Annotated in this window: 16 protein-coding genes; 6 read left to right on the top strand and 10 right to left on the bottom strand. The window is 32.2% G+C overall.

Annotation, left to right across the window (positions count from 1 at the left end):
• Positions 1-31: 31 nt before the first annotated feature.
• From OIU83_RS15900 to OIU83_RS15865, 8 genes are all read right to left on the bottom strand, one after another.
• Positions 32-979 carry an N-acetylornithine carbamoyltransferase gene (locus OIU83_RS15900; protein ID WP_264207244.1) on the bottom strand — a complete coding sequence of 316 codons (948 nt, stop codon included), beginning with the start codon at positions 977-979 and terminating at the stop codon, positions 32-34.
• A gap of 318 nt (positions 980-1,297) precedes the next feature.
• Positions 1,298-2,059 (bottom strand): glutamate 5-kinase, encoded by a 762-nt coding sequence (gene proB / locus OIU83_RS15895; RefSeq protein ID WP_264207243.1) that lies wholly within the window; start codon positions 2,057-2,059, stop codon positions 1,298-1,300.
• A gap of 233 nt (positions 2,060-2,292) precedes the next feature.
• Positions 2,293-3,489: a glutamate-5-semialdehyde dehydrogenase gene (locus OIU83_RS15890; protein ID WP_264207242.1), complete on the bottom strand. Its 1,197-nt coding sequence runs from the start codon at positions 3,487-3,489 to the stop codon at positions 2,293-2,295.
• Positions 3,490-3,542: 53 nt separating this feature from the next.
• Positions 3,543-4,682: an aspartate aminotransferase family protein gene (locus OIU83_RS15885; RefSeq protein ID WP_264207241.1), complete on the bottom strand. Its 1,140-nt coding sequence runs from the start codon at positions 4,680-4,682 to the stop codon at positions 3,543-3,545.
• A gap of 126 nt (positions 4,683-4,808) precedes the next feature.
• Positions 4,809-5,786: an N-acetyl-gamma-glutamyl-phosphate reductase gene (gene argC / locus OIU83_RS15880; protein ID WP_264207240.1), complete on the bottom strand. Its 978-nt coding sequence runs from the start codon at positions 5,784-5,786 to the stop codon at positions 4,809-4,811.
• Positions 5,779-6,972 carry an argininosuccinate synthase gene (locus OIU83_RS15875; protein ID WP_264207239.1) on the bottom strand — a complete coding sequence of 398 codons (1,194 nt, stop codon included), beginning with the start codon at positions 6,970-6,972 and terminating at the stop codon, positions 5,779-5,781. The genes argC and OIU83_RS15875 overlap by 8 nt, the downstream gene beginning before the upstream one ends.
• A gap of 4 nt (positions 6,973-6,976) precedes the next feature.
• Positions 6,977-7,594 carry a GNAT family N-acetyltransferase gene (locus OIU83_RS15870; RefSeq protein ID WP_035621015.1) on the bottom strand — a complete coding sequence of 206 codons (618 nt, stop codon included), beginning with the start codon at positions 7,592-7,594 and terminating at the stop codon, positions 6,977-6,979.
• 570 nt (positions 7,595-8,164) lie between these two features.
• The gene (locus tag OIU83_RS15865; protein WP_264207238.1) at positions 8,165-10,429 is read right to left on the bottom strand and encodes a M1 family metallopeptidase; all 2,265 of its coding nucleotides are present in this window, start codon (positions 10,427-10,429) and stop codon (positions 8,165-8,167) included.
• 177 nt (positions 10,430-10,606) lie between these two features.
• Between OIU83_RS15865 and OIU83_RS15860 the strand changes: the two genes are divergently transcribed.
• From OIU83_RS15860 to OIU83_RS15850, 3 genes are all read left to right on the top strand, one after another.
• The gene (locus tag OIU83_RS15860) at positions 10,607-11,458 is read left to right on the top strand and encodes an aldose 1-epimerase family protein (protein ID WP_264207237.1); all 852 of its coding nucleotides are present in this window, start codon (positions 10,607-10,609) and stop codon (positions 11,456-11,458) included.
• A gap of 17 nt (positions 11,459-11,475) precedes the next feature.
• Entirely contained in the window at positions 11,476-12,027 is a 552-nt protein-coding gene (locus OIU83_RS15855) for a GNAT family N-acetyltransferase (protein ID WP_264207236.1), read from the top strand.
• Between the two features lie 135 nt (positions 12,028-12,162).
• Positions 12,163-12,720 (top strand): DUF3575 domain-containing protein, encoded by a 558-nt coding sequence (locus OIU83_RS15850; RefSeq protein ID WP_264207235.1) that lies wholly within the window; start codon positions 12,163-12,165, stop codon positions 12,718-12,720.
• On the opposite strand, the gene OIU83_RS15845 is transcribed toward OIU83_RS15850, so the two are convergent.
• The gene (locus tag OIU83_RS15845) at positions 12,721-12,948 is read right to left on the bottom strand and encodes a VF530 family protein (RefSeq protein WP_264207234.1); all 228 of its coding nucleotides are present in this window, start codon (positions 12,946-12,948) and stop codon (positions 12,721-12,723) included.
• 104 nt (positions 12,949-13,052) lie between these two features.
• Complete coding sequence (locus OIU83_RS15840) at positions 13,053-13,691, bottom strand: hypothetical protein (protein WP_264207233.1); 639 nt, start codon at positions 13,689-13,691, stop codon at positions 13,053-13,055.
• A 145-nt stretch (positions 13,692-13,836) separates the two neighbouring features.
• Here OIU83_RS15840 and smpB point away from each other — a divergent pair, with 145 nt between their 5' ends.
• From smpB to OIU83_RS15825, 3 genes are all read left to right on the top strand, one after another.
• Complete coding sequence (smpB, locus tag OIU83_RS15835) at positions 13,837-14,289, top strand: SsrA-binding protein SmpB (RefSeq protein ID WP_229990991.1); 453 nt, start codon at positions 13,837-13,839, stop codon at positions 14,287-14,289.
• A 77-nt stretch (positions 14,290-14,366) separates the two neighbouring features.
• Positions 14,367-14,993 carry a hypothetical protein gene (locus OIU83_RS15830; RefSeq protein WP_264207232.1) on the top strand — a complete coding sequence of 209 codons (627 nt, stop codon included), beginning with the start codon at positions 14,367-14,369 and terminating at the stop codon, positions 14,991-14,993.
• 119 nt (positions 14,994-15,112) lie between these two features.
• Positions 15,113-16,120 carry a helix-turn-helix domain-containing protein gene (locus OIU83_RS15825; RefSeq protein ID WP_264207231.1) on the top strand — a complete coding sequence of 336 codons (1,008 nt, stop codon included), beginning with the start codon at positions 15,113-15,115 and terminating at the stop codon, positions 16,118-16,120.
• Positions 16,121-16,273 lie beyond the last annotated feature (153 nt).

Below are 16,273 nucleotides of genomic sequence, written 5' to 3'. Positions count from 1 at the left end.
TCTTAGTAACTCAGAACCTTAGCAACTTAATTTATAACTTCTTAAGAATCTTTTGCAACACCAATTGTGCAGCGTATGTTCTGTTATTGGCTTGCTCGATTACAATTGAATTTTCGCTATCTAAAACTTCATCGCTTACAATTACGTTACGACGAACGGGAAGGCAATGCATGAATTTCCCGTTGTTGGTTAATGCCATTTTATCGGCAGTAACGGTCCAATTTGGGTCTGAATTGGTTACTTTACCGTAATCATTAAAGTTACTCCAGTTTTTTACATAAACAAAATCGGCATTTTCGAATGCTTTGTCTTGATCGTATTCTATTTTTGAATCTTTCGTGATTTCTGGACTTAGCTCGTATCCTTCGGGGTGTGTAATTACAAAGTCGACATTTTTTTGCATTTGCATCATTTCTACAAATGAATTAGCTACTGCTTGTGGCAATGCCTTAGGATGTGGCGCCCAAGAAAGCACTACTTTTGGTTTATGCTTGGTCTTAAACTCTTCCATAGTAATTGCGTCTGCCAATGATTGTAAAGGGTGACGAACCGCACTTTCCATATTTACAATTGGAACTGTGGCGTATTTTAAAAAGCCTGAAATAACGGTTTCGGCATAATCTTTTTCTTTATCTAATAATCCTGCAAATGCTCTAATAGCAATAATATCGCAGTATTGCGAAACTACTTCGGCAGCTTCTTTGATATGCTCTGAAGCGCCTGAGTTCATTATTGCTCCGTCCTCAAACTCTAATGTCCATCCTTCGTTGGTAAAGTTCATTACCATAACATTCATTCCTAAGTTTATAGCGGCTTTTTGAGTACTTAAACGTGTTCTTAAACTCGGGTTAAAAAATAACATTCCTAAGGTTTTGTTCTTACCTAGGTGTTGGTTTTTTAGTGGTTTTTTCTTGATTTTTAACGCACCTTTTACCCATTTTGATAATGAGTTGATATCTTGAATTGAAATATAGTTCATGTTTTTTGTTTTATATTGTTGCACATTTTGGACGCGGATTAAACTGATTCGCTATCGCGAAGACGCAGATTTACACGGATTTCATTTGTTATTAAATCTATTCTATCGGCGTTTCTGTTTTTAACAAATCTACATCCGTCGCGTTCCTCTTTGGACAATTTTTGCAATTTGAATTGAAATATAGTTCATGTTAGTTTTTATTTAAAGATTTAAAAATTATAAAATTTAAAGATTATAATTCTCAAGAATAGTAAATATTAAAAAAATCTGTGTTTATCTGTGTTTTTGCTTTAGCAAATCCGTTTCATCTGCGTTCCATCACACTATTTTAGTAAAAGGAATTTCGTTTTTTAATACTTTTAGAATAAAATTATCTTCTAATCCGTTTACAATCCACGTTTCAATATTTGCTGCTTTGGCAATTGCCGCTGCTTCAATTTTTGATTGCATACCTCCTGTTCCGTGCGACGATTTAGATTCTCCAATTTCTTTTTCTAAAAGCTGTAAATCATTTACTAAAGCTATCGTTTCTGGCACCTCATTATGTATAGATGCTTTTGTATAAATCCCGCTTGTGTTTGTGGCAATTATCAAGATATCTACATTTAATAGAACTGCCGTTAATGCTGCTAATTTATCGTTATCTCCAAACTGAATTTCGTCGGTTGCAACGGTATCATTTTCGTTGATAATCGGAATGTAATTGTTCTCGACTAAAACATTTATTGTATTTACAATATTGATTTTGGATTGTTCTTTTTCAAAATCTGAATAGGATAACAAACATTGCGAGGTCAGTAATCCTAAATCACTAAAATTCTCATGGAAAATCCGCATTAAATGTGGTTGCCCAATCGATGCCAAAGCTTGTTTTACAATAATCTCTTTGCCTTTGCTCTCTAGTTTTACAAACTGTTTTGCAGCTGCAATCGCACCAGAACTTACAATTACAAATTCGTATTTCTCATTTAAAGCTGCGATTTGCATTCCAATATCTTCAATCTTTCCTCTGGAGATATGATTGGTTTCTTTGGTTAGCGTATTGCTTCCTATTTTTAATAAAATCCTTTTTTTTGCCATGTTTTGTTTTTTTACCGCAAAGGGCGCAAGGTTCTTTTTATATTGTTTGTGTTTACAAACGTTAAGTTCGCAAAGCTATATCTGAAATCTAAAATTGCTATTCATCAATCTAAAATCAAAAAATTTACCGCAAAGGGCGCAAGGTTTTTATGTTATAAACCTTTATAAATGCTAAGTTCGCAAAGCTATATCTGAAATCAAAAATCGTTAATCGACAATCTAAGAAAGTCTAATTATCTAATTTGCCCTTCTCCGTAAATATACCACTTATTGGTAACCAGATGTTGCAAGCCTATTGGTCCCCGTTGGTGTAATTTATCTGTACTTATGGCTAATTCTCCGCCTAAGCCTAATTGTCCTCCATCGGTAAATCGAGTTGATGCATTATGATAAACAGCTGCCGCATCTATAGATTCCATAAATTCTTGAGCAACATCTTTATTTCTTGTAATTATTGCTGCCGAATGTCCGCCACAATATTTATTTATTTTTGCAATAGCATCTTGTTCGGAATCGATTGTTCCTAGTACGATTTTATAATCTAGAAATTCTTCATACCAAATATCTTCATCTTTCAGGACACTTGTATTTGCAAAGGTTTCTAATGTTTTGTCTACAATAATCTCGACTTTGGACTCTTCTAGTTCTTCTATTAAAATAGCCAAGAAACCTTCAAAATTTGGTAATTGTGAATCTATCAAAACCTTATCAACTGCATTACATGCAGAGATTTTAGACGTTTTTGCATTAAGAATCACTTTTAATGCAATATCTGTATCTGCTTCTTTATGAACGTAAACAAAATTATTTCCCCGTCCGCTTACGATTACTGGACAAGTAGCATGGGCTTTTACAAACTCAATTAATTTTTCGCCACCACGAGGTACAATTAAATCTACTTTTTGTGTTGGTTTTTCTAAGAAAGCTTGTGTTTCCTGACGATTGAAGTTTAAATATTCAACCCATTCTGTCGAAACATTATTCTCTGCTAAAGCCTGATGCCATAAACTTACAATCTTTAAATTAGATTTTAGGGCTTCTTTTCCGCCTTTTAGCAAAATTTTATTCCCAGATTTAAAGGCAATTCCACCAGCTTCGATAGTTACATCGGGTCTTGATTCGTAAATAATTAATATCGTACCAAAAGCTGCCGTTTTATTACTGACTTTAATTCCGTTTTCATGCACAAAATGAAACCTTTCCACGCCAACGGGGTCTTCTTGAGACGCCAGTTGGTTTAATGATAAAATCATTTCATCAATCTTGGCGTTATCTACTTTTAAACGTTCTTCCATCGCTAAATCTGTGCCATTGTAAGCGGCCAAATCAGCTTGATTCGTCAGAATGATTTGGTTTCTTTCCTCTTCGACAAGCTTTGCCATCGAGAGTAAAACCAAATTTCGCTTTTCAATTGATAGGTGGTGGTTCATAATTTTTGTAGTTGGTTGTTTGGTAGTTGTTATGTGTAGTTAGCAATGAAAAACTAATGTCCTAATTCTTCTAAACTTTCTTTTAATGCAACGATAAATGTATCTATATCAGATTTTTTTACTGTAAGTGGTGGCAAAATTCTCAATAGATTTTTGTTGTTGGCACTTCCTGTAAAAATATGTTTCTCAACAATAAGCTTTTTACGAAGCGGTGCAATCTCAAAATCGAATTCTACTCCAAGCATTAATCCTTTTCCTTTTACTTGTTTAATTTGAGGAACTTGCTTGATTTGCTCAAAAAAGTAAGCTGAAACTTCATTTACATTATCCTGTAATTTCAATTTTTCGATTACATCCAGAACCGCAATTCCCGCTGCACAAGATAAATGGCTTCCGCCGAAAGTAGTTCCTAATAATCCGAAACTAGCTTCAAATTCAGGCGAAATCAAAATAGCTCCTACCGGAAAACCATTCCCCATTCCTTTTGCTACCGAAATAATATCGGCTTTTATATTGTGATGTTGGTACGCAAAAAACTTTCCGCTTCTTCCGTAACCTGATTGTACTTCGTCAAGAATTAAAACTGCACCATGTTTTTTACAAGCTTTTTCTAAAGCCTGAAAAAACTCAGTTGTACCTTCATCTAAACCTCCTACTCCTTGAATTCCTTCGATAATTACACTCGAAACATCTCCTTTTGCAAGTTCTGCTTCTACTAATTCGATATTATTAAGAGGTAAAAAAGTAACTACTTGTTGCGCATTTATTGGAGCAACAATTTTTTTATTGTCTGTTACTGCAACAGCTGCAGAAGTTCTTCCGTGAAAAGAGTTATCAAAAGCAACAACTCTTGATTTTCCGTTATGAAAAGAAGCTAGTTTTAAAGCATTTTCATTAGCCTCTGCTCCTGAGCTGCATAAAAACAATTCATAATCTTCTAATCCTGAAAGTTTCCCTAATTTATCAGCTAATTCTACTTGCAAAGGATTCTGAATTGCATTAGAATAAAAACCTAAATTATCTAATTGATTTTTAAGTTTTGCTACATAATCTGGTTGTGTGTGACCGATAGAGATTACTCCATGACCACTATATAAATCTAAATACTCTATTCCTTTATCGTCTGTAATAGTACAATCTAGTGCTTTTACAGGAGTTATGTCATAAAGTGGGTATACGTTAAATAAGTTCATAGTTATCCTCCCCCTAACCCCCTCCGAAGGAGGGGAATAAAAACTTACAACGGGGGGTGTTGTTTTTATATTTATATTTTTTTTCTCACTCTCTCCCTTCCCTTTGGAGAGGGTTGGGGTGGGGATTTAAAATCCGCTTGGTTTTAAATGTAAACCTGTCGTTTCTGGTAATCCAAACATCAAATTCATATTTTGAATTGCTTGTCCAGCAGCGCCTTTGGTTAGGTTATCAATTATTGAAGTAATCAATACCCGGTTTCCACTTTTGGTTAAACTTATAATACATTTATTAGTTTGTACGACCTGTTTCATATTGATATTAGTCGTAGTAACAGTTACAAACGGCTCGTTTTTATAAAAATCTTCGTATTTAGCAACGATTTCATCTAAACTTTCTTCGATAGTCGTATATAAAGTTGCAAAAATTCCTCTTGCAAAATCTCCTCTATTCGGAATAAACAACAATTCGTTTGAATAATCAGCTTGTAATTGATTTATACTTTGATTTATCTCACCTAAATGCTGATGATCAAATGCTTTGTAATGCGACATATTGTTTGATCTCCAACTAAAATGCGTAGTTTCCGAAGGGCTAACTCCAGCTCCTGTACTTCCTGTTGTTGCATTAACATGTACATCGTTTTTTAATAACTCATTCTTTGCCAATGGCAATAATGCCAATTGAATCGCTGTTGCAAAACAACCTGGATTAGCAATAAATTGTGCTTTTTTGATAGCCGTTTTATTCAATTCTGGCAATCCATAAATGAATTCTTTTCCATCAAAATTGGCATCTTTATTTAATCTAAAATCATTTCCTAAATCAATGATCTTGGTATGACCTGCAAATTTATTTTCTTCTAGAAACGAAACTGATCTTCCGTGTCCTAAACATAAAAACAACACATTTACATCTGGATTAAGAACATCTGTAAAATCCATTTCGATATCTCCCAATAAATCATGATGCGCAACCGAAAGTGGCTTTCCTGCATTGGTTGTGCTGTAAACAAAATCAATGTTTACATTAGGGTGATACATTAATATTCTTATCAATTCTCCAGCTGTGTAGCCTGAACCGCCAATTATTCCAACATTAATCATAATCTAGGTGATTTACAGATGAAAATATATTTTGAGCATTTCCTAAAATCTTAATAAATCCTTTGGCATCATCAGATGTCCATGCATTGTTCATTTCTCCGTATTGACCAAATCCTGTATTCATTAAATCATTATCTGATTCGATTCCGTCAAGCGAAAAATGATAAGGTTTAAGAGAAACGGTTACAACTCCATTAACCGTTTTTTGTGTGTCTTGCAAAAACGTTTCGATGTTACGCATTACTGGATCCAAAAACTGACCTTCGTGAAACAACATTCCGTACCAGTTCCCTAATTGTTCTTTCCAATATTGTTGCCATTTACCAAGTGTATGTTTCTCTAATAAATGGTGCGCTTTGATGATAATTAGTGGTGCAGCAGCTTCAAAACCTACTCTTCCTTTAATACCTATAATGGTATCACCTACGTGAATATCTCTACCTATTGCGTATGCATTTGCTAATTTTTCTAGCGCTACAATATTATTTGATGGTTTATCTGTTTTACCATTTATTCCAACTAATTCTCCTTGTTCAAAATGTAAAGTCACTTTTTCTTCACCTTCTTTTTGTAATTGCGAAGGATATGCTTCACTAGGTAATGGTTTACTAGAAGTTAAAGTTTCTTTTCCTCCTACGCTTGTTCCCCAAAGCCCTTTATTAATCGAATATTGTGCTTTTTCCCAAGAATAATGAACGCCATTTTTAGATAAATAATCTACTTCTTCTTGTCTTGACAATTTTAAATCTCTAATTGGGGTAATAATTTCAATCTCTGGAGCAATTGTCTGGAAAATCAAGTCAAATCTAATTTGATCGTTTCCTGCTCCTGTACTTCCGTGTGCAATTGCTTCTGCTCCTACTTTTTTAGCATATTTTATTGCTTCTATAGCTTGAAAAACACGCTCTGCACTTACAGATAATGGATAAGTATTGTTTTTTAATACATTTCCAAAAATCAAATATTTTATAGCTTTATCATAATACTTATCTACGATGGTAAGATTTGCATGTTGTGCACTTCCTAATTCGTAAGCTCTTTCTTCAATGGCATTTAATTCTTCTTCATCAAATCCTCCTGTATTAATAAGTACAGTGTGGACTTCATATCCTTTTTCATTTTTTAAATATTTAAGGCAATACGAAGTATCTAATCCTCCGCTATAAGCTAATACAACTTTTTTCATAATTTTATTTTTTTAAGAAAAGGGCTTGTTTAATTGATTTTAATCTATTGAGTACTTTTACGTTAAAGGGATGTTTTGGCGGATCTTTCTGTTTTTCTTTTGGATCGTACAACATTCCTGTGCATAAGCACATTTTATTATCTTTACTTTTTAATATTTCATAATTCGTACAAGTTTTGCAACCTGCCCAAAAGCTTGGATCACTTGTAAGTTCTGAGAAAGGAACCGGTTTATATCCTAAATCCGAATTGATTTTCATAACAGCCAAACCAGTTGTGATACCAAATATTTTTGCATCTGGAAACTTTTCTAATGAGTAATCAAAAACTTTCGATTTGATTTTTTTGGCTAAACCTAAATTTCTATAATCAGGATGTACTATTAATCCGGAATGAGCCACAAATTTGCCATGTTGCCAGCTTTCGATATAACAAAAACCTGCAAATTTACCATCTGCCAAAGCTATCAATGCATCTCTGTTTTCCATCTTTTTCTGGATATATTCAGGAGTTCTTTTAGCAATTCCAGTACCTCTCAATAAGGCAGACGACTCTATAGTATCGCATATTTCTTGCGCATATTTATAATGTTCTTCTTGTGTTACAACAATAGAGATCTTCATTTCAATAGTTGAAGTTAGGGTTAAAAAATGAGAAATGATTTTTTTTATGAAACCCAAGAGTTACTTCCGTAAAATTAAATAAAATATACGTAAAATACTCAATATCAAAAAGATGACATTCAGATAATTTTAAACAATATATACTTTTAGGATGTATTTGTCCAATGGACAACTTAAGTGATTTCAAAACAAAAAAATGAATATAAATAAAATACGACGTAAAACTCTTTTGAATACTATAGAGATAGCATCCGTACTTCGGGAGAAGTAACAGGCAAGTTTGTCCGTGAGATAGAAGTTATATGTAAACTTATTTTATTCATTGGTGCAAATTTACATATTTTTTTTAATTACAATACATCTTTGAGCATTTGTAACATTTTTTTAATATAATGTTGTTTTTATAATCTTATCGCATTAGGACAGCAATAAATCTATATAATTTTAAACTTTTAATAAAAAATCGGCTATTTAAGTTAAACTTAAATAGCCGATTTTAATTGTTTTTATTTTAATTAGCCTTCAAAAAGACTAAAAAACTTCAACTTTATTCTGAGTTTTTAATTCAAATTAATCTTTTGTGAATTCAATTACCTGCGAATTTTCCAAAATAGTCATGTTCATTCCTGTTTTAGTAAATACAAACCTTAATCCCGCTCTCGCAGATTCAAAAGTATCAACTGCATTAACAACAGGCTGAACTGGAAATTTAGGATAGTTAGGAAGTTCCACGGTTAAAGCACCATTCTTCTCCGTAAATGTTGCCTTCAAAGGAGATTTTTTATTAGAATAAGTTCCTAAATAAGAATCCAAAACAACATCTTTTTCTATTTTACCATTAGCAGCTGTCCATACATTGTTACTTTCATTACTGTCTGGGAAAGCATGATCTGGATCAATTGTAATGCTTTCTATTTCTTCTGTAGAGTCAAATTTGAAAGACCATTCAACATTTCTTTGCCAAATTTCAACTGGTAATTTCACTCTCGAAACTTTTCCGCTTTTAGTTTTTACATCTATTACAACAGGCATTACCATTTTTTCAAAGTTTTCAATAGTAATAATTACTCCTTTTTTAGGATCATTTTTCACATATTTAATAGAGTTTATTCCTTGATCAAAACGCCAGTTATTAACAAACCAACCTCTCCAGAACCAACTTAAATCTTCTCCCGAAACATTTTCCATTGTTCTAAAGAAATCATCTGGCGTAGGATGTTTATAAGCCCAACGGTCTATATAAGTACGGAAAGCGGTATCAAAACGCTCTTTTCCTAATACTTGTTCTCTTAAAATTACTAAACCTGAACTTGGTTTGAAATAACACAACATACCAATATTAGCCTCCTTCATATTATCCGGAGAACTCATAATAGTTTCTAATTTAGGATTTGTAAATGACTCAGCCAATTTATGTAAATCCTTTGGCGCGTCTTTATATTCTCCTTTATTAAATTCGGCAGAACTCAATGAATTAATAAATGTATTGAATCCTTCATCCATCCAACCAAATAATCTTTCATTTGAACCTACAATCATAGGAAACCAGATGTGACCAAATTCATGATCTGTAACTCCCCATAAATCCTCTCCTTTTGATTCCCAACTACAAAACACAATCCCTGGGTACTCCATTCCTCCTTCATTACCAGCAACATTTGTAGCAACCGGATAAGGATACTCAAGCCATTTATTTGAATAATTTTCGATTGCCCCTTTAGTATATTCCGTAGAACGTCCCCAAGCTGCATCTCCCGCACTTTCAACAGGATAAGCAGAAAGTGCTAATGATTTTTTTCCGCTAGGTAAATTTATTCTTGCACCATCCAGAATAAATGCAGCCGAAGATGCCCAAGAAATATCACGTGCATTTTTTATTTGATAATGCCATGTTTTCTCTTCATTTACAGCAGCATTTGCAGTAGTATTAACTTCTTCGGCAGAACGAATTGTAACCGTTTTATCACTTTGAGCAGCATCTTTAAAACGTTTTTGTTGTTCTGCAGTATATACTTCCGGAGCATTTAATAATTCACCCGAAGCAACAACAAAATGATTCGCTGGAACAGTAAGTCTTACATCAAAATCACCATATTCCAAATAAAATTCCGAAGCTCCTAAATATGGATGTGTATTCCAGCCTCTTACATCATCATACACACACATACGTGGATACCACTGAGCAATCGTGAATATTTTACCATTTTTAGTTTCCAAAACCCCAGTTCTATCCGACCCTTCATTAGGAGCTATATATGAGAACTCAATTTTTATTTTGACTTTACTTCCTTTTGAAGCCAATTCTTCTGGAAGAAAAATTTGCATTCTAGTATCGGTAACAACATATTTCGCATCAACTTCAACTGATTTCTTCTTACCCAGAACAGTTACTTTTACTGATTTAATTTTATTACCACCATCAAAAACTTGTCCTTGAGCACCGTTACGACTACCTGTTAATGGCACTACAGCATTTCCTCTTGAATCTTCTTTGAATAAATTTTGATCTAGATTCAGCCAAACAAATGACATTTTATCCGGACTATTATTGGTATATGTAATCTCATCTGTACCAATAATTTCATTCGTAACCCCATTTAATTTTGCAGATATCTTATAATCTGCTCTATTTTGCCAATATTCGGCACCAGGCTGACCACTCGCAGAACGGGTTGATGTTCCGTTTTTAGAATAGAATAATGGAGAGAATGCATCATAATAATCATATTTAGAAATAGGATTAGTTGCTGCAGGAGGAACTTGTTGTGCCCATGTGGCCGAAATTCCAAACAATAAAGCCATCGATAATACGGCTCTCAAAGAGTGTTTTTTCATTTTTGTTGCTGTTTATCTAGCAAATTAATGAAAAAAAAAGCTGTTTATGAATTAAATTCAATGGATTAATACAATTTTATTAAAATATTATTAAAAAAAATCATCCGCTTTTTCGCCTATAAATTAAATTTATAAATATATTTACAACTCATTCTTAAACCACTCAAAACCTAAATTTTGACTACAATAATTTCAAATTCAAAACTTACTGCAGTAATTAAACATTCTGGAGCCGAATTATCTTCATTAAAAAACAATCAAAACAAAGAATATATCTGGGAAGGAAATCCTGATTTTTGGGGTAAACACTCCCCTATTTTATTCCCAATTGTAGGTACTTTAAAAAACAACACCTATACAGTTAATAGTCAATCCTATCATTTACCTAGACATGGATTTGCCCGAGATATGGAATTTAATTTAATTGCTAAAACAGAAGAAAGCGCTACATTTTCGATTCAATCAAATGATGATACGCTAAAAGTATATCCTTTTGAATTTGAATTACAAATAATTTATACTCTGATAGATTCTCAATTAGACATTAAATATAAGATAATCAATAACACAGAAACTAAAATACCCTTTTCCATTGGAGCCCATCCTGCTGTAGCATTACCTGGGAATTTTGAAAATTATTCTTTAGGATTTGAAAAAAAAGAAGCTCTAAAATATTTTTTGCTTGAGAATGATTTGATATCTAATCAAACAAAACAATTAGAAACAGAAAACGGTCAAATTCAGCTAAATTATGAATTATTTAAAAATGATGCTTTAATATTTAAATCATTAGAATCAAACTCACTAACAATTTTAGAGAACAATAAACCTTATGTAAAAGTAGATTTTGCAGTTTTTCCTAGTTTAGGTATCTGGACAAAAGAAAATGCACCATTTATCTGTATTGAACCTTGGTTTGGTTATTCAGACACTAATGAGAACTCAGGAAATCTTTTCGAAAAAGAAGGAATCCAGACTTTAGATGCATATCAAACCTTTAATTCTAAATTTAGCATCGAAATTCTATAATCTTATCTTGATATTTTATGTTAACATTTAATTTTTCTCCATTTCCTGAACTCGAAACGGAACGTTTACTTATAAGAAGGGTAACCAATAAAGATATAAACGAAATCATAACACTTCGTTCTAATCCGGAAACGATGAAGTATATCCCAAGACCACTCATAAAAACAGATGAGCAGGCATTGGAACATATCGCTCTAATTGATAGTAACATTGAGACCAATGAAGGGATTAATTGGGGAATAACACTAAAAGGTAATCCTAAAGTAATTGGTCTTATTGGTTATTACCGACTAAAACCCGAACATTACCGCGCCGAAATTGGTTATATGTTATTACCCGAATTTCACGGAAAAGGAATTATTCCCGAAGCGGTAAAAACTGTAATTAATTATGGCTTTAACGATATGAAATTACACTCAATCGAAGCTGTCATTGATCCTGACAATTTTGCATCTGAGAGGGTTTTACAAAAAATTGGTTTTATAAAAGAAGCTCATTTTAAAGAATCCGAATATTATGAAGGACGCTTCTTGGACAAAGTGATTTATTCATTAATAAATAAAGAGTAATTACAAAAGAACTTTAAATTTTAACTAATACTTGTTAAAATTTAAAATTGTAACAATACAAATCATCACATTCCGTTATATTTGCAGCCAAAACTAGCCACCCACACTAACTTATTGCTAGTAATTACCAGTTTTATGAAAAATTTATTTGCCTTAATCGTTCTATTATTCTCAATTCAATCCCAAAGTCAAACTTATATAAAAGCAAATGCTGCTACAGCTTTAGTAGCAATTCCAGATATTGCTGTAGAAACAAGTATTGGCAAAAATCTAACTCTTAATGTTGATTTAATGGCTTCTTTTTGGGAATCATTTAACGGAAACAACCCTATGAAGTTTGCTACTTTCACACCTGAAGTACGTTATCATTTTAATGAAAAATTCAATGGTTTCTATTTTGGAGGTCACATGGGAGCTGATATTTATGAAATCCAAAAATGGAATTACTGGGACACGAATAAATATGAAAAAGGATTCGGATTTAGATTAGGAGCTACAATAGGATATGAAAAGAAAGTAAGTGATAAATTTATGCTTGATTTTTTTGTTAGCGGAGGATGGCATCAAGGATTTTACCACGGACATTATAATGACGGAACACCTGGACGTTATGAACCAACAGTTAACTGGAACAAAAGTGGCGAATGGTTACCTTATGGTGGTGGTGTAATGATTTCGTATAAATTAAATTAATTATACAGAAAATTTAGGAAGCGATCTTATATATAAATCTTCTACTTTTTTTCTAGCCCAATCTGTTTTTCTTAAAAAAGTCAAACTCGATTTTATACTAGGATTAGAAGTAAAACATTTAACCGGAATTAATTCACTCAAAGTATCAAAACCATAATAGTCGACTAGTTTTTCGAGTATTGCTTGAAGTGTGATTCCGTGTAAAGGATTTTTATCTTGATTTTGCATTTTATATTTTTTAAAATAAATAATAAAAAGACCGTACTTTAAAAAGCACGGTCTTTTTCTTTTTACAAAATTAGTAAATCTAAATCAATCAACTTCACTACAAGTTAGAATATAAATTTAAATCCGAAAGAAAGTGGTGAGGTCAAGTTTGGATTACTTCCTCCTAAAGCCCCATTATAATAAGAATCAATATTCGCAACGTGTGCTAAACCAAAATTAGTTACAGTAGTTTTAGAACCATCTTTTCTATCTAAAGTCGTAGAAGTAAAGTTGGCCAAATCATAAGAAAACTCAACTGAGAAATATTTCGTCACAAAGAAATCAAACCCACCTGATAAAGACAATCCAAATTGGTTTACTTTTAATTCACTTTCTTTTTCTTTCCCAGTGATTATTGGTGCTGCTAATTGTCCGAAGAAATATAAAGAACCAGCAACATTCCAATATTTTCTAGCTAAAGGCTGTATAACTATTAAATTAGAATTTGCTGCAGTACCTTTATCTGAATCTGCTTTTATATTAATATATCCAAGTCCTGCTCCAACAGCAACCGAAGGAGTAATAAATTTACCCACAACTGGCATTACTAATAAATTGGTGCTTTTTACGACATCTGTTTTAGTTTGCTGGTACCCAAATTGAGAAGTAACAAACCACGCTCCTTTTAAACCTTGATTTGCTTCCTGAGCTTTTACAGTTAAACTCACTAACACAATACTAACTAATGTTAAAATTTTTTTCATTTTTTTAAGTTTTTGTTATAAATTATTTAACAAACTTAAGAGTAAGATTTTTCCTGAAAAATGATTAAAATCATAGGTTAAAAAAATTCTTTAATTATCTTTGATTTCATTAAAGTTTTTCTTTTTTATTTTACATTTGCATACTATGTTAAAAACTGTCAATATACTCAACAAGAGAGCCCGCTTCGATTACGAAATAATAGATACCTATACTGCCGGAATTGTTTTAGCTGGAACCGAAATCAAATCAATACGCCTTGGCAAAGCAAATATCACCGAAAGCTTTTGCGAATTTAGCGGGGATGAACTTTTTGCTATAAATACCTACATTGAAGAATATACATTCGGAAATCAATTTAATCATAAATCAAGAAGCGAAAGAAAATTGCTCTTGAACAAAAAAGAATTGAAAAGCCTTCAAAAAAGTGTACAGGCAAAAGGATTAACAATCATTCCTTTAAAACTGTTTACAAATGAAAAAGGACTAGCAAAATTACAAATCGGACTTTGTAAAGGGAAGAAAAACTATGACAAGCGTGAATCTTTGAAAGAACAAGATACCAAACGTGATTTGGATCGAATTAAGAAGGCTTTTTAATTTAATCCACCTCAAAGAGATATCATTTCTCATTATTTATACTTATTTTTACTACAATTAATTCTAAATTTCAAGTTATGAAAAGAATATTTGTTGTAATAATTGCTGCTTTACTATATAGTTGCGGAACCAGCTCTACAATTGTTAGTAGTTGGAGAGATCCAAAAATAACAATTAGCTCGGAAAACTTCAAGAAAGTATTAATTGTAGCTTTAGTCAAAGATGAAGAGACTCGCAGGATTACCGAAAATAGAATTGCTTCCAGTAGCCCTATCTTCCATACTTCATATCAATTTTTGAATCAAATTAATAATGATCTCACAAACGATCAAAAATTAAAGATATTAAAAGACGAAAATTATGATGGTGTCATAACAATGCGATTGGTCAGTAAAGAGAAACAAACCGATTATGTTCCCGGCACAGACACCAGCATTTATTATGGTGATTACAATGGAATTTACGCAGGAGCTTTTGGAGGATGGTACGGCTTATACGCTACCGATTTTTATTCTCCTGGTTATTATGTAGAAAACACTTATTATATTGTAGAAACTAATGTTTTCTCCTTAAAAGAGAATAAATTAATCTGGACAGGAACTACACAATCCTCTGATGTTACAGATATAGGCGTAACTGTAGATGACATTATGAGAACAGTAGTAAATGAAATGAAAAAAGACGGAACTATTCCTAAAAAATAAATTCAGTTTAAAGATCTAACCCCTAATATTAAAGACAGCATTGAATTCGTTTTGATGCTTTTTTTATTTAAAAATTAATGACTAAACTTGTCTTGACAAATAATACTTTGTTTTTTAAAATGAAAACTATACTCAAAAATGCCCGAGAACAAAAAGGCTTCAAGACTCGTGAAGTTGCTCAGCTACTGGAAATAGATCAAGCTTTAATAAGTAAGTTTGAAAGTGGTTCTCGAAAACCCACACGAGAGCAAATCGTTAAACTTGCTGCTTTACTCGAAATTGATTTTGAAAGCTTATTAATCATTTGGCTAAAAGAAAAAATAATACACGAAATTGGTCATGAAGAACTTGCTTTAAAAGCATTGCATCTTGCCGAAATTGAAATTCAGAATAATAAAAAAATAATTACTTCTGTAATTTTATCATCACTTCAAAATATCTTGGATGAGATTGAAGTTTTAAAAAACAAAACACAATCATTTCAACAATTTGAATTACACCGAATTTCTAAAATATTAGAATTGCAATTTACATACGAAAGCAATCGCATTAATGGAAACTCACTTACATTACAAGAAACAAAAGCTGTAATTAATGAAGGATTAACAATTGCAGGAAAAACTATGCGAGAGCATTTAGAAGCGGTAAATCAGCACGAAGCAATTTCATACATAAAAGATTTAACTCAAAAAAACAGCTCCATAAATGAAAAGGAATTACTAACTATTCATAGTTTAATCTTGAGAAGCATAAAACCCGATCATGCCGGAAAATATAAAAATGATCCATTAATAGCGCGCGAAATGAATTCGCTTTTTAGTTGGTTTGAAACAAATAAAAATTCATTACATCCAATAATATTAGCTTCCGAAGTTCATTTAAAATTCATAACAATTAGTCCTTTTGAAAGTGGAAACATGCAAATAGCCCATTTATTAATGAATTGGATATTATTACAAAATGGCTTTGTTTTTGCAACAATACAAGGTGATCAAGAACATAAAAATGAATATCTAACTATTTTGAAAAAAAGTCAGGATCAAAATGACAACGCTGTTTTTATAAACTATGTAGCTCAAGTAGAAAAGGAAAATTTACAACATGCAATCCAATTAGTTTCTCAATAACTACTTCGCCAAAATCTAAAACATTCATTTTTCTTACCATTAAGAGATTAAAAAAAATTAAGTTTAACGAGTTATGTATGACTCGTATACTTAAACTACTAAACTGACAAACTTTCACAGCTTTAACCGTCCAAGTTTCCCCATAGCCTTATA

Origin of the sequence: Flavobacterium shii (assembly GCF_025847235.1) — a bacterium.
GTDB classification, from domain to species: Bacteria; Bacteroidota; Bacteroidia; order Flavobacteriales; family Flavobacteriaceae; genus Flavobacterium; species Flavobacterium shii.
The sequence above is the reverse complement of the archived record's forward strand: the minus strand, read 5'-3'. Positions and strand labels throughout refer to the sequence as shown.

Excerpts from the sequence above, each read along its gene's own strand:
- OIU83_RS15900 (WP_264207244.1), bottom strand. The coding sequence starts at position 979 with ATGAACTATATTTCAATTCAAGATATCAACTCATTATCAAAATGGGTA.
- proB (WP_264207243.1), bottom strand. The coding sequence starts at position 2,059 with ATGGCAAAAAAAAGGATTTTATTAAAAATAGGAAGCAATACGCTAACC.
- OIU83_RS15890 (WP_264207242.1), bottom strand. The coding sequence starts at position 3,489 with ATGAACCACCACCTATCAATTGAAAAGCGAAATTTGGTTTTACTCTCG.
- OIU83_RS15885 (WP_264207241.1), bottom strand. The coding sequence starts at position 4,682 with ATGAACTTATTTAACGTATACCCACTTTATGACATAACTCCTGTAAAA.
- argC (WP_264207240.1), bottom strand. The coding sequence starts at position 5,786 with ATGATTAATGTTGGAATAATTGGCGGTTCAGGCTACACAGCTGGAGAA.
- OIU83_RS15875 (WP_264207239.1), bottom strand. The coding sequence starts at position 6,972 with ATGAAAAAAGTTGTATTAGCTTATAGCGGAGGATTAGATACTTCGTAT.
- OIU83_RS15870 (WP_035621015.1), bottom strand. The coding sequence starts at position 7,594 with ATGAAGATCTCTATTGTTGTAACACAAGAAGAACATTATAAATATGCG.
- OIU83_RS15865 (WP_264207238.1), bottom strand. The coding sequence starts at position 10,429 with ATGAAAAAACACTCTTTGAGAGCCGTATTATCGATGGCTTTATTGTTT.
- OIU83_RS15855 (WP_264207236.1), top strand. The coding sequence starts at position 11,476 with ATGTTAACATTTAATTTTTCTCCATTTCCTGAACTCGAAACGGAACGT.
- OIU83_RS15850 (WP_264207235.1), top strand. The coding sequence starts at position 12,163 with ATGAAAAATTTATTTGCCTTAATCGTTCTATTATTCTCAATTCAATCC.
- OIU83_RS15845 (WP_264207234.1), bottom strand. The coding sequence starts at position 12,948 with ATGCAAAATCAAGATAAAAATCCTTTACACGGAATCACACTTCAAGCA.
- OIU83_RS15840 (WP_264207233.1), bottom strand. The coding sequence starts at position 13,691 with ATGAAAAAAATTTTAACATTAGTTAGTATTGTGTTAGTGAGTTTAACT.
- smpB (WP_229990991.1), top strand. The coding sequence starts at position 13,837 with ATGTTAAAAACTGTCAATATACTCAACAAGAGAGCCCGCTTCGATTAC.
- OIU83_RS15830 (WP_264207232.1), top strand. The coding sequence starts at position 14,367 with ATGAAAAGAATATTTGTTGTAATAATTGCTGCTTTACTATATAGTTGC.
- OIU83_RS15825 (WP_264207231.1), top strand. The coding sequence starts at position 15,113 with ATGAAAACTATACTCAAAAATGCCCGAGAACAAAAAGGCTTCAAGACT.